Annotated in this window: 13 protein-coding genes; 4 read left to right on the forward strand and 9 right to left on the reverse strand. The window is 68.3% G+C overall.

Going from position 1 to position 11,648, the window contains the following annotated elements; all coding sequences use genetic code 11:
• Positions 1–608: 608 nt before the first annotated feature.
• A complete protein-coding gene (locus ACIRB7_RS30600; RefSeq protein ID WP_403604998.1) occupies positions 609–974 on the forward strand; it encodes a DUF4440 domain-containing protein in 366 nt (121 codons plus the stop codon).
• A 92-nt stretch (positions 975–1,066) separates the two neighbouring features.
• Here the strand turns inward: ACIRB7_RS30600 and ACIRB7_RS30605 are convergent, their stop codons facing one another.
• Together ACIRB7_RS30605 and ACIRB7_RS30610 are read right to left on the reverse strand one after the other, a co-directional pair.
• Positions 1,067–1,444, reverse strand: coding sequence for a PIN domain-containing protein (locus ACIRB7_RS30605; RefSeq protein WP_403605001.1), 378 nt, complete (start codon positions 1,442–1,444; stop codon positions 1,067–1,069).
• On the reverse strand, positions 1,441–1,704 hold the full coding sequence (locus ACIRB7_RS30610; protein WP_403605004.1) for a hypothetical protein: 264 nt from the start codon (positions 1,702–1,704) through the stop codon (positions 1,441–1,443). The genes ACIRB7_RS30605 and ACIRB7_RS30610 overlap by 4 nt, the downstream gene beginning before the upstream one ends.
• Before the next feature lie 149 nt (positions 1,705–1,853).
• Between ACIRB7_RS30610 and ACIRB7_RS30615 the strand changes: the two genes are divergently transcribed.
• Entirely contained in the window at positions 1,854–2,207 is a 354-nt protein-coding gene (locus ACIRB7_RS30615) for a hypothetical protein (protein WP_403605007.1), read from the forward strand.
• Positions 2,208–2,405: 198 nt separating this feature from the next.
• On the opposite strand, the gene ACIRB7_RS30620 is transcribed toward ACIRB7_RS30615, so the two are convergent.
• From ACIRB7_RS30620 to ACIRB7_RS30630, 3 genes are all read right to left on the reverse strand, one after another.
• Positions 2,406–3,143, reverse strand: coding sequence for a hypothetical protein (locus tag ACIRB7_RS30620; protein ID WP_403605010.1), 738 nt, complete (start codon positions 3,141–3,143; stop codon positions 2,406–2,408).
• A gap of 359 nt (positions 3,144–3,502) precedes the next feature.
• Positions 3,503–4,360 (reverse strand): immunity 49 family protein, encoded by an 858-nt coding sequence (locus tag ACIRB7_RS30625; RefSeq protein WP_403605013.1) that lies wholly within the window; start codon positions 4,358–4,360, stop codon positions 3,503–3,505.
• Positions 4,338–4,652 (reverse strand): hypothetical protein, encoded by a 315-nt coding sequence (locus ACIRB7_RS30630; protein ID WP_403605016.1) that lies wholly within the window; start codon positions 4,650–4,652, stop codon positions 4,338–4,340. The genes ACIRB7_RS30625 and ACIRB7_RS30630 overlap by 23 nt, the downstream gene beginning before the upstream one ends.
• A 229-nt stretch (positions 4,653–4,881) precedes the next feature.
• Between ACIRB7_RS30630 and ACIRB7_RS30635 the strand changes: the two genes are divergently transcribed.
• Positions 4,882–5,154 carry a hypothetical protein gene (locus ACIRB7_RS30635; RefSeq protein ID WP_403605019.1) on the forward strand — a complete coding sequence of 91 codons (273 nt, stop codon included), beginning with the start codon at positions 4,882–4,884 and terminating at the stop codon, positions 5,152–5,154.
• Here the strand turns inward: ACIRB7_RS30635 and istB are convergent.
• The 4 genes from istB to ACIRB7_RS30655 form a co-directional block, all read right to left on the reverse strand.
• The gene (gene istB, locus ACIRB7_RS30640; protein ID WP_403605092.1) at positions 5,127–6,011 is read right to left on the reverse strand and encodes an IS21-like element helper ATPase IstB; all 885 of its coding nucleotides are present in this window, start codon (positions 6,009–6,011) and stop codon (positions 5,127–5,129) included. The two genes, ACIRB7_RS30635 and istB, sit on opposite strands and share 28 nt — an antisense overlap.
• Before the next feature lie 87 nt (positions 6,012–6,098).
• On the reverse strand, positions 6,099–6,428 hold the full coding sequence (locus ACIRB7_RS30645) for a hypothetical protein (RefSeq protein WP_403605022.1): 330 nt from the start codon (positions 6,426–6,428) through the stop codon (positions 6,099–6,101).
• Positions 6,418–7,236, reverse strand: a complete 819-nt coding sequence (locus ACIRB7_RS30650) for a TnsA-like heteromeric transposase endonuclease subunit (RefSeq protein ID WP_403605025.1) — start codon at positions 7,234–7,236, stop codon at positions 6,418–6,420. The genes ACIRB7_RS30645 and ACIRB7_RS30650 overlap by 11 nt, the downstream gene beginning before the upstream one ends.
• Before the next feature lie 180 nt (positions 7,237–7,416).
• On the reverse strand, positions 7,417–10,170 hold the full coding sequence (locus ACIRB7_RS30655; RefSeq protein ID WP_403605028.1) for a Helicase associated domain protein: 2,754 nt from the start codon (positions 10,168–10,170) through the stop codon (positions 7,417–7,419).
• 856 nt (positions 10,171–11,026) lie between these two features.
• Between ACIRB7_RS30655 and ACIRB7_RS30660 the strand changes: the two genes are divergently transcribed.
• Complete coding sequence (locus ACIRB7_RS30660) at positions 11,027–11,320, forward strand: hypothetical protein (protein ID WP_403605031.1); 294 nt, start codon at positions 11,027–11,029, stop codon at positions 11,318–11,320.
• Positions 11,321–11,648: the final 328 nt, after the last annotated feature.

Genomic DNA, 11,648 nt, shown 5'->3' on the forward strand with positions numbered 1-11,648 from the left:
GGGGGGGGCCGGGCGCCCCCGCGGCCGGCCTGGGGTTCGCCGGGGGGGGGGGCGCCGCCCGGGCGGTGGGGGGCCGGGGGGGGGGGGCCCCCCCGGGGGGGGGGGGGGGCCGCCCCCCCCCACGCCCGCATGACTCGTGAGGCAATCGAATGGTTGTACGTCGCCTTAGAAGACGATCCCGGAGCCGAGCACGGTCCGCTGGTACTGGAGCGTGACGCCGGGTTTGAAGGGGGCGTCCCGAGGTGGCGTAGTAGCGGCCCGCGGTGGCGGTGAGGGCGTACAGGTCCACCCGGCCGTCCCCCTGGGTGCGACTGTTCTTGAGTTCGCTCAGGAAGAGTTCACGAGATCCCGTCTGATCTGATTGATCGGGCGTGATGTCGGCGTTTCCGGGGTCTGTTCGAGGTGCGTCCGAACGAGGTCGATGCTGGGGACGGGTGCCTTGCGGTCGTCGGCCTCAAGTTTCGGGGTGATTCCGGTGCGTCTGGCGTTTGGGTGGCTCTGTCGACGTCTAGTGACAGCACTTCTGCATGGGTTTGGACGGCAGTCGGTGATCAAGCTGGCCAGGAATGTTGATGAGAAGCGACGGTGCGTGGCCGTAGGGTTCGGGCATGGCAGACGAGAGTGAGCGAGCTGTTCAAGCGGCCATTGAGGCAGAGCTGAGGCTTCTCGACCCTGAGGTGCGTGCTTCGCCGGTCCTTGTCTCGGAGCTGCTGGACCCGGAGTTCATCGAGTTCGGGGCATCTGGCCGCCGGTGGGACGCGACGTCGATCCTCACCGTGACGAGTGCTGGCTCAGTGGATCCAGAGTCGCCGGTCAAGGTCAGCGAGATGTCGGGGGTCGTGCTTGCTCCGGGTGTCGTTCATTTGAGGTACCTCGCTGACAACAGCGGACGCCGAGCGTGGCGAAGCTCGCTGTGGCGCCTCACGGAGACGGGTTGGCGCATGTACTTCCACCAAGGCACTTTGGCCAGCTGAGCAGAGGCAGTCCGCCGCCTCAGAGGGCGGCGGATCTCGGCCTGTTCCCCGAACTCGCTGGCCACAAGCTGAGCTGGTAGCCCAGGACGCCCCTACGCCGTGGGGTCGAGCGGCACGATGCCTGTGGCCGTGTACAGGTCGGGGACCAGCGACAAGACGGTGACGGGCTCGCCCTCGCGGGCCGTCTTCCAGGCGATGGCCGCCGCGTGGGCGACAGGCCATTCCGCGTCGGGCCAGGCCATGGCGTCGACTGCATGGCCTGCGGTGAACGCGACGCTCTCGAAGAAGCGGAGTCTGGTGGCGTGCTGGCCGGCGCCGGGGACCTGGCGCTCGGCGGCGAGCGCGGCCAGGGAGGGCACGAGGATGCGGCCGGTGCCGCGCGAGGCCTCGATGTACAGCCCGGTGAAGAACGGGTCCGCCTGGTACAGCGCGGTCAGCGCGGAGTGGTCGAGGACCGCAGTCAGGTTCACGCGGCCCGGCCCTGGTGGGCGCGGATCTTCGCCCAGGCATCCTGGCCTGTCTGCTGAACCTGCTCGGTGTATTCGACGCCGAGCTCGCGGGCGGCCTCGGCAGCCCGCTGTTCACGCTCGGCCCCAGTGAGCTCCTTCGACGCGAGCTCCTCGATCAGGTCAGTGATCGTCGTGCCCCCGGCCCGGGCCCCAGACTGCTCGCCGAACTCGACGAACACGGCTGGGTCGTCCTCGCCTTCGAGCACGTCGAGGGGCGTCACCCCGACCTCGCTCCCGGCTCACCGGACCTGCCGCTCGTCCTGGACGCCATTGCCGCGCTCCCCGCCCCGCTCACCCCCAGTCCCTACCCGGGCGCGCCGGAGTTCGCCGACCCCCCGGTCGGCGAACGCGCCACGGAGTACACGAGGCCATGCGGGGCGACACGCTCCTGCACTGCGCCATCCGCACCGACAACCTCCTCATCGGCGACCGCGGTGTCCGCTTCGTCGACTGGGCCCTCGCCCACCGGGGCGCGGCCTGGCTCGATGTCGCGCTCATCCTCCCCCAGCTCATCCGGGCCGGGCACACCCCCGAGGAAGCCGAGAAGCACGCCGCCCAGATCCCGGCCTACCGCGACGCACCCGAGCAGGCGATCACCGCGTTCGCGTCCTCGATCACCGCCTACTGGGCCGACCGCGCCCAGCAGGGCGGTCCTGACCTGCGCCGGTACCGTCAGCAGGCTCTGGCAGCGGGACGGGCGTGGGAGGCCTGCCGCTGCGGGTAGCCCGCCCCCCTGCGCTGCGGGGGTACAGATGATGGGCGTCGTGTGTTTTTCAGTGTGTGGCGTCAGTTGTTTGCACTGGGTGTGTGAGGTGTTTTTGCTGGTGGTTGGGGTGGTCGGGTTTGTGGGGTGTCGTTTTCTTGGTGAAGGTCGCTGTCGTTTTCCAGTGAAGGTTGGCTGTCGGTCGTGTAGTGCGTGGGGTTAGTCCTGCTGCGGGTTTTTGGCCGTGTCGTTGATGTGTTGTACCTGGGCGGCGGTTAGGGATCGGATGTCCCAGATCAGCTCGGCCACGTCGGCTGCCGCTGGGTTCTGTGACGGGGTCTGGTCCGGTGGGTCGATGCCGGTCAGAGCTGCCAGGTCGTGGGCGGGGATGCCGAGTAGGGTTGCGAAGTCGGCCAGGAGGCCGGGGGTTACTTCCTTGCGGCCGTGGCCTATCGCTCCAATGGTTGCTGCGGCGTGGAGTCGGCCGGTGAGGTGGTAGAGGGTCTTGGCGGAGGCCGTCCAGTTCAGGTTCCGGTTGCCGAGCATGTGTACGAGCAGCGCGCCGTGACTGGGTTGGTACCGCTGGTGTGCAGGCGTTGGCAGATTCGGCTGTGTCCGCTTGTGCCGGGGCAGTGACTGGGCGAGCCGGCGGAGTTGTTGCCGGCGGTCTGACGGGAGGGGCAGGGCGTACTTGGCGAGCGGGGGGATCTGGCTGCCGGCCTTTATGTCGAGAGGGGCCAGCTCGTCCGGGACCGGCGTTCCTGCGATGACGAAGAGGTCTGCGGTGCGCAGTTTCAGCGCGGGTGCGAGTCGCCGGAGCAGTGGTGGACGGGGTGAGGCGCCGTCGAGTACTGCCTGGAGCTCAGATCCGGGTACCCCGGCTCGTGCGGACAGGTTGCGATGTGTCGGCTTCATGGCGGTGAGGTCATGGCAGTGACGGTTGGTCAGGAGCGGCATGTTCTTGCAGGTCCCTGGCCTATGGCGATGGTTGGTCGCTGACACGAGGCGGTGCCTTGTGCTCTGGTGGCTGACATGCCGCGGTACATCCCCAGGCGGCTCACTGTCATGCAGGCGGCACATCGCAGCCACTTGCAGAACGGGGCGTGCGTTCAAGGATTCTTGCGGTACAGCGTGATGGCTTGAGGTATGTGGTGCTGGGGACGACGACGGTCTCGTGGGCTTTCCATGCCGCCGGTTCCGGCACCACCCGGCGACGCGGGGCAGGGCGGCCCAATGGTCGGTGCGGGGCGGCAAAGGCCGCTCGGGACGTCACTTGGATGTCTCATTGCACGTCCGGCGCACGGGTGGCGCGTCCTTCACGTGGGAAATTCGTTCACCCAGCCGCCGTCGAGGAGGTACTTGGGCAGGTATTCGGATTCGACGGTGATGCTGAATCCTTTGTCGCGGGCAAGGCATGCCACGGCGAGCGGGCCCAGGGCAGTGAGGCCTTCAGCGTCCAGAGCGCGATCCTCGTCGCGGGTCCAGTAGTCCTTGTGCCATTCGAGGGCGGTGGCGAGCTCGGAGTTGAAGCCTTCCTGGTCGCCGCCGACCAAGTGGGTCAAAAGGTTCATGGGTGGATACATGATCTTGAGGACGCTGTCGCGCGGCGCGTGCCGCAAAACGTCGGGATCGGTGCCCTCAACCGCGGCCACTAGCTTGTCGCCGAGCTCCGGGCGGTTGAGCCAGTACGCCTGGAGTGCTTCCACCCAGTCGTAGATGTACGCGTCGAAGGTGGCGCCGGATTCTCGCAGCAGGGCGACCGGGAACTGACACAGCTCGGTCATGCGCGTTTTCTCACGGCAGACCGCGGCCAGCCAGAACGCGGTCAGCCAGTTCCCCGCATGGGCCCGGGGCAGTGCGCCTGCGCGGATCGTGCGCATCTCGTGGCCGATGCGGCATTCGATGGTGTCGGTGGTGGCGCGTGCCGAGGCGAACAGGGCCGACCCGACCTGCATCGCGGTGACGCAGGCCTCCCAGGTCTCCACCTTGTCCGCCTCGGCGTCCACCGAGCAGCGGAGGTTCAACAGCTGCACGGCCCCTGCCAAGGCGTTCGAGAACCAGGACGGACTCTTCTTGAGGAAACCGACCTTCTGCCGGAATCCGCTGTTCGCAATGTCCAGCTGGAGCTCTACGTGGCTCGTGTCGCGCGCGTTATGCCTCGGAATCCTGGTCATTGTTTCGCTCTCTGTCTTTCTCTGCTTGCGGCCGGGTGTCGAACTGCTTCATCTCGTAGCCGTTGTGGTTGCCCTGCTTGTCGACGTTGCCCTTGACGAGTATGTACTTGACCCGACACGGGTCGTCCTCAAGAGCGTCGGCGAGAGCGTGTGCCAGTTTTGCCTCTTCGACAGCCGCCAGCTTCTCAGCTTCGCTCTTCTTGGGATCGGCGAGGATCCTCTGCGACCACTGCTCCATCTCGTGCAGGATCGTCTCGAAGTACTCGCGCGTACCCTGCCGGACCTTGGGCACGCCAGGATGGCTTTGTTCACGTTCAGCAGCAGCGTTTGTCCACCTCTTCGGGAGGCAGCGGGCGGTCAGAGTGCCTGGGATTGTTCACGGGAAATGACGTCGGGGATGTAGGCAGCTGTGTCCGAGGGGATGCCGGCGGTGTGCTGGCCGCGGGCAGGCCCCTGGTTCCGGAAGCGATGTGGTGGGATGGGCGGTGCAGTCCGGGACCGTAGTTTTGGGGGAGATCACCGTGGCATCTGAGTACTCATCGCTGGCGCATGCCCTGACCGAGGCCCTGGTCGACATGGCTTGGTTCATCGACGGCGCGGACGACGAACAGATGGATCTCGATGACGCGGTGAAGGCACTGGAGGGTATGGCTGCGGTGCTCAAGCACTTGTCGAGCGATCAACGGCGCGACCTGCTTGATGTGCTGGGAGGGATGGCTGAGGCGGAGGCCGATCCCGTGCGTCGGGAGTTCCTTGAGGCGTTCCCTCAGGACTTCGGACTGGTCGCTGAGTAAGCATGACGTCCGGCCGACGGCCCCGCCGCCCGGAGGGTGGCGGGGCCGTCGAGGCAGGTAGCGGCAGCACTCAGCCGGCCTTTGGCCGACTCCTCGGCGCGAGCTCGGGTGCTGGCGAGGCGGTAGGAGTCGGTTCCGGTCTCGATGATGGTGCCGTTGAAGGTGAGGCGGTCGACGATGGCCGCGCAGAGGCGGGGGTCGGTGAACGTCTTGGTCCAGCCGCCGAAGGACTCGTTGGAGGCGATGGCGACGCTGTTCTTCTCCTTGCGTTCGGTCAGGACCTGGAAGAGGAGTTCGGCGCCGCGGCGGTCGAGTTCCATGTAGCCGAGCTCGTCGATGCAGAGCAGGTCGACGCGGCCGTAGCGGGCGATCGTCTTGGTCAGCTGCTTCTCGTCGGCGGCCTCGACGAGCTCGTTGACCAGCTTCGTCGCCAGCACGTACTTCACCCGGTAGCCGGCCATCGCGGCCTCGGTTCCCAGGGCGATCAGCATGTGGGACTTGCCGGTGCCGGAGTCGCCGATCAGGCAGAGCGGTTGGCTCTTCTTGATCCATTCGCAGCTGGCGAGGGTGTGGATGGCGGCTGCGTCGATGTTGGGGTTCGCGTCGAAGTCGAAGGTCCGCAACGACTTGTCCCGGGGGAAGCCGGCCGCCTTGATCCGCCGTTCCGAACGGCGCCGGGACCGGTCGTCGCACTCGGCCATCAGCAGCTCGGCGAGGAAGCCGCGGTAGGTCATCTGGTCCTTCATCGCCCGGTCGGCGATGTCGGAGAACTCGTTCCTGATCGACGGCAGCCGTACCAGCGTGCCTGTCGATCGCTCCCGCTGCCCCTCCAGCACCTTCCTGACTGCCGCGACCACCCGCTCATCGGCCCGCCCCACCGCCGACCGCTCCCGCACCGCCCGGCCGTCCACCAATCCCCACAAGCCCTCGCTGCGGTGGCGCGCTCACATCCGGCGCACCGTCGCCGCACTCGCAGCCCAGCCCGCCGCCCTCAACTCCTCCGCCTTCGCCCGTTCCCGCTGCGCCAGGCTCCACGTCGCCGGATCGAACTGCTCACGCGGGGCGCCCTGGCCGACCGCGTCAGGAAAGCCGGTCTCCACCTCCCGCACATGCCGCTGCCACGCCACAGCCCGCTCGCGCGCCTGTTCCGGCAGGGCCTCCAGCAGCCCGAACCGCGGCACCCTCCCCGGCGTCGGCCCGCCTTCCACATCGAAAGACAGATCAGCGAACAGATAGGGCAGCAGCACCACCGCCGAGGTGCCCTCATCGGTCACCAGCGTGGCCCGGGCACCTTGCGACCGAGACAACGGCACGCTCGTGCAACGGTTCGTCCAGCCGCACCCGAAGCACACCGCTCCACAGCGCATGAAAGACCGCGGGCCACAGGGCGATCGGGTCACCCAGCTCCCGCACAGCCTCCACCGCTGGCCGCGGACTGCTGAACGCCTCCACCAGAGCTGGCACCCACGGTTCAGCGGCGTATCGGGGATGCCGGTAACCGGCCAGCCACCGCACATTGGCCACCAACACCGGATCCGGCGGCCCCGCGAGCCGATAGGACCACCCCACTGCCTCCGCAGCAGCCGCCACAACCCGCGCCCGCTCCGCCAGCCGGGCAGACGACCCGATGCGTCCCGCGCAGTCGAGCAACAGGCCGCTGCCGTCGTGAAGCCGGGCCATCAGCTGCGGCGCATGAGCGACGACCTTGCCGTCCTCATGCCACACCAGCTCCACTGGCCGACAGGCCAGCGCGACAACCGCCGGATCCCGGTCGAGCAGCATCAGCTGGGTCCGCATGACACCGGACCCGTACGCCACCAGCCGCCCACTGGTCGACGACCACCACCACCCCGGCGCCACGCGCCGCCCATACCGGACGGGAAACGACCGAATCACAGGACAGTCCTCAAAGACAACGTCCTGCGCCGCCTCAAGCCACGAAACCTGATGTGCCTTTCCCAGAGGATCACGAAAGCACGCGTCGACTCTGCCGGTAGCCACAGGTACAGCGGACACCTTGAGATCACCCGCCGCATCCACACCAACAACTCCGCCAGGCTTCATACCCGAAGCCAAGTACATGAGCAGAAGCGCAGATGTTCCGATCCTCGCCGCTCACCCGAACGGATGAGAACTCTTCGCGCAGGGCGTGGTGTCTTCGGCAGACCGGGCTTGGTCCGGCTGGACAGCGGCCCGAAGTTCGAGGTCTACGACTGGGGAGGCGATCTCGTCCTTCATGGTGTCGTCTCAGCTCTGGCATTCCTACCCGGACGCGTCCGACGGTACGGGCTGGACGACGGCTTCACCCGCCGGACCCGCGCCCCCAGGCCGACTCGGCACCGGCGCGGTCACTGCCCAGGGAACGTCCAGTGCAGCGAGGGCGGCCTGCTGCTCCTGGGCGAGCTTGCCCCACCTCGATTTGGTGTTCGAGACCCACACGCCCAACCTGACGGCCACCGGCTCGATTTCGCCGTCGACCGTGATCTGTTCGGTGTGGCCGCGCGGGACCGGCCGGTCCGCGCCTTCCCGTTCCACCCACTGCTTGAGGGCCGTGAGGCCGCGTTGGAATGCTCGCTGCGCCTTGCTCGGGCCCTTCGCCGTACGAGGAGCCGCGGGGGCGGGAGACGGTGCCTCAACGGGCTTGATGCCCAGCCGGGACAGCCGTTCCTGCTGCTCGGCGGAGAGTTGCGTCCAGGTGCTCGCTTCTCTTTGCCGCGTGAGCCATCGTCCGATGTCGTCACCGTCGAAGACCACTCCGGGTGCGATGTTGGGCAGCACGCCGTCGGCGTCGACCAGGTCCGCGATCACCTTGTAGTGGCGTTGCCAGTCGAGTGGCCAGGGGCAGTTCCAGTCCGGGTCGATCTCCGCGAGTTGCGCGGCCCGGGTCTCCGCGCGCTGCGGGTCTTTGCCGAGGCCGTTTTTGCGGCGGAGGTTGGCCATGTGCTGCCCGATGGGCAGCTGCTCACGGTCGCCCTCGCCCCAGAGGGCGTCTTGGCGGGGTGCGAGGTGCCCGGTGGCCCGCCGGTAGGAGCGGAGTGCGGCGAGTTTGTTCTCCCATGCTTCGTCGCCGGGTTCCCACACCATCCCGGCCTCGTCGAGGAGGGTTTTGCGGTGAGGGTCGAGTTCACCGGCCCGCAGCGCTTTCCGCTGTTGCTGCACCCATCGCCCCAGCGGAAATGCCTTAGTCGTCCCGACCTCGGTCTCGGTGTCGTAGGGCACGGCGTGCAGCCCGGTGATTCCGTTCTCGGTGCGCCACCGGACCAGGGCCTGGTAGCCCTCGAGCCAGACGAGGGACTGGGGGCGGATGACGCGGCAGCGGGTGAGGGCGGCGATGTCGGCGGCGTCGCGGGGGGAGGCGAAGTTGACCACGACCGAGGTGACGCGGTCGACCTCCTGCTGCGTCTGGCTGGTCTCCTCGGGCATGTCCCCGTTATCCGGGCCGGCCACGGTCGCGGGGGAGGGGCGGACGTGGAGGCGCCGCCGTTCGGTACCGCGGGTCAGGGCGCGGGAGGCGAGCTGGTCGACCATGCGTTCCGAGTGCGAGCGCAGGGCTTGGAGGATGTCGACCAAGGGCTGGTAGCTGGCCGAGGCGACCATGTCCTTCGGGTCCTCCCCGGGCTGGAGGAAGACGGGGATGATGATCCGCGCGGTCTTGGTCGTGCCGTCCGGGTTGGGGCGCAGCGCACGTCCGATGTTCTGGACGACGTCCACCTGGGAGCTGCGTGAGCCGACGATGCACACGGCCTCGACCCCGCGCAGTCCGGCGATATCGACCCCGACCCCGAGGGCGCGTACGGAGGACAGGAACGCCCGGTGCACCCGCCGGTTCTGGGCGTCGATGCCGTTGGCGAACCGCTGGATCACCGCACGCCGATGCGCGATGGGATGGTCCCCGCACAGCCAGTCCGCCCACACCCGGTCCGCAGGCACGTGACGGCCCTCCTCCAGCTCGTACAGCTCGGCGTCGATCGACGACGCGGGCAGCTCCTCCGCACCTACCAGCGCCGCCGCGGAGGCCTCAGCGGTGTACAGCTCGGCGGCCGTGCGCGGCATCTGCTCGGCGAACACTGCGGCTTCTTCGACCCGCTGGTGGAACACCATGGTGGTGTGCAGATTCTGCTGCGCCGCGTGCTCCAGCAGTGCGGCCTGGAGCAGGGCCATGCGCCGGCCGCGCAGCGCGTCCTCGGACAGGCCGAGGATCGGGTCGGGGTCGCGGATCTCGAGCACGTCGATCTCGAAGCCAGCGAGGATCGAGCGTTCTACCGCCTCCGCCAGCCCAAGATCAAAAATCCGGGTGCCGTAGGTGCTGGAGTCGTCCTCCATCGACGCGATGACCAGCTCCCGGCCGTCCCGCCCGCGCTGCGGCCGGGGCGCGGCGAGGATCCGCGGGGTGGCGGTCAGGTAGAGCCGGAAGTCGACAGGGATCCGGCTGTTGTCGTGGATCGCCGCCCACGGCCGCCCCATGTCCCCGGCCGTCATGTGCCCCTCATCCAGAATGGCCAGGTCAAACGGAGCCATCCGCTGCCCGTACAGCCGCTCCCCGCCCGCCAGAGCCGCCTCCAGCGGCCCGCGCACCGTCCGCCGGCCCGAAGGGTCCTCCGGGTCCTCTCGATCGACCAGGGAGGCGTACGTGGCGAACACGACCACCGGCCCCGATCCCGCCCACAGCGCGAGCTGGATCGGATTGGTCGTGGTACGCACTCCCAACTGCTCCAGGACCTCGTCCTTGTCCACCGAGCACACCGCGACCATGGGCGCGCGGTGCCCGACCCGGCGCCAAGACTGCGCGCTCTGCACGATCAGATCCAAGGTGGGCACCATGACGAGGATCCGCCCGTCCGGAAAACACTCCAGAGCGCTCGCGGCGGCCGTGATCGTTTTCCCGGACCCTGTCGCGGACACCCCCATGGCGCGCGCCCCCTCTGGGGGCACAGCTGATCTTGCAGGCAATCCCACCCATTTACGGAACGCTGACTTCTGGTAGATCTGGTGTTCCCTGAGCTGGACCCCGAACATTTGCTGCCTTCCCTTTATCGATAAGGTCGCTGAATTTCAGGCCAGCGGGGACAGCCCGGCTGAAGCCCGGCCGAAACCCCAGGTACGCCGATCGCGTCGTGTACCGGCCCTCCTGCTCCTGCCCGCAGCGGACTGGAGCCCGAGGGCCTCATGGCGGCCTTGCTGCGGCAGACCACGGTCTCCTCCACAGGACAGCCCCCAGGGGAGGGGCACTTCCTACCCGGCCGTAGGCTCACCGGCATGATTCACCCCGTCTCAGGGCCCCCTACATGGAGGCACCTTGTCTCCGCTCTAGCGCTCGCCTCGATGGTCGCGCTCTGCTGGTACGCCACGCGGCCGCTGTATGCGGACTGCGTATATTTCGGCAACTATTCCATCGAGGAAGCTGTCGAATCCGGAAAATGCGACCCTCACCAGATGCGTTGGAGGACATGGACAGGATGACCAATTGACCCGCTGGGTGTCACGTACTTTTGCCAACTCTACATGCTGCATCAACCTGAGACAGACCCCCACCTAGACCCCCACCCGCACGGTCAGCTCGGCCCAGGCGGCAGGGGCCCCCGAGGAACTGAAGACGCAGCCGGCAAGCTCGCGTCAGCTCGCCCCAGAGAGCGAGCGTCAGCGGCCCGTGGGGAGCTGAAGACGCAGCTGAAGCCCGGGCCGGCGCCCCAGGTGCAGCGGGAAAACCCGCGCCGGCGGCCCCAGGTGTAATCGGAGAGCCCGGGTCGGTGGCTGCGGGCGCAGCGGGAGGACCCCGCACCCGCGAGAGAGCGTGGACGCCCGGACGGCAGGCGCCACAAGGACAGTCAAGCCCCGCCTGGTGGATTGCGTGGTTGGGGGTACACGGGCTGGCATGGCACCGAAGAGTGAACACCCGATGTCCCTGCGGGCCGTACGGCAGCTGCGCCGGATCCGCGCCTTCTACGCGGCAGGCGTCTTGCTGTGGGCGGCCGCCGCGGCCTGGACGGGATGGACCCACCCCGGGGGCCGGCAGATGTGGGTCTCCCTCCTCCTCCTAGCCGTCTTCACCGGCCTGCTCGCCACCGCCTCTCTCTGGGTGCACCGCCTCCAAGCCACTCCAGGACACCAGCCGGCCCATCGCGCCGCACCCCGACGAGCCGTCACCCCCCGCCACGCAAACGCCTGAGCCGCATAAGCCCAGAGCACCCCATCCTGTAGCCAGCCGGGCCCGCGTCAGCGGGCCCAAACGGTCCTGAAGGCGCAGCCGAAGGACCGTCAGGCGGGGGAGCGCAGCGGACCCGCCACAGCCGGCCCGGAGCGAAGCGGAATGGCCGGCAGCCCCACCAGCTCCGAGAGCGCAGCGAACGGAGCATCAACCCGAGGGCGCAGCCCTCGGGCTGAGTGGGACGCGCAGCGTCCCACTCAGCGCTCCCGCGGAGCGGGAGCGCAACACCCGCGCGCAGCGCGGGTGTTCGCTTGCACATCGCGCAGCGATGTGGTACCCGCTCCGCGGG

The sequence above is a fragment of the Streptomyces sp. NPDC093795 genome (assembly GCF_044764665.1).
GTDB lineage: Bacteria > Actinomycetota > Actinomycetes > Streptomycetales > Streptomycetaceae > Streptomyces.

Coding starts and splice junctions, on each gene's coding strand:
- ACIRB7_RS30625 (WP_403605013.1), bottom strand. CDS start 4,360: ATGACCAGGATTCCGAGGCATAACGCGCGCGACACGAGCCACGTAGAG.
- ACIRB7_RS30620 (WP_403605010.1), bottom strand. CDS start 3,143: ATGCCGCTCCTGACCAACCGTCACTGCCATGACCTCACCGCCATGAAG.
- ACIRB7_RS30650 (WP_403605025.1), bottom strand. CDS start 7,236: ATGTACTTGGCTTCGGGTATGAAGCCTGGCGGAGTTGTTGGTGTGGAT.
- ACIRB7_RS30615 (WP_403605007.1), top strand. CDS start 1,854: ATGCGGGGCGACACGCTCCTGCACTGCGCCATCCGCACCGACAACCTC.
- ACIRB7_RS30655 (WP_403605028.1), bottom strand. CDS start 10,170: ATGTTCGGGGTCCAGCTCAGGGAACACCAGATCTACCAGAAGTCAGCG.
- ACIRB7_RS30600 (WP_403604998.1), top strand. CDS start 609: ATGGCAGACGAGAGTGAGCGAGCTGTTCAAGCGGCCATTGAGGCAGAG.
- ACIRB7_RS30660 (WP_403605031.1), top strand. CDS start 11,027: ATGGCACCGAAGAGTGAACACCCGATGTCCCTGCGGGCCGTACGGCAG.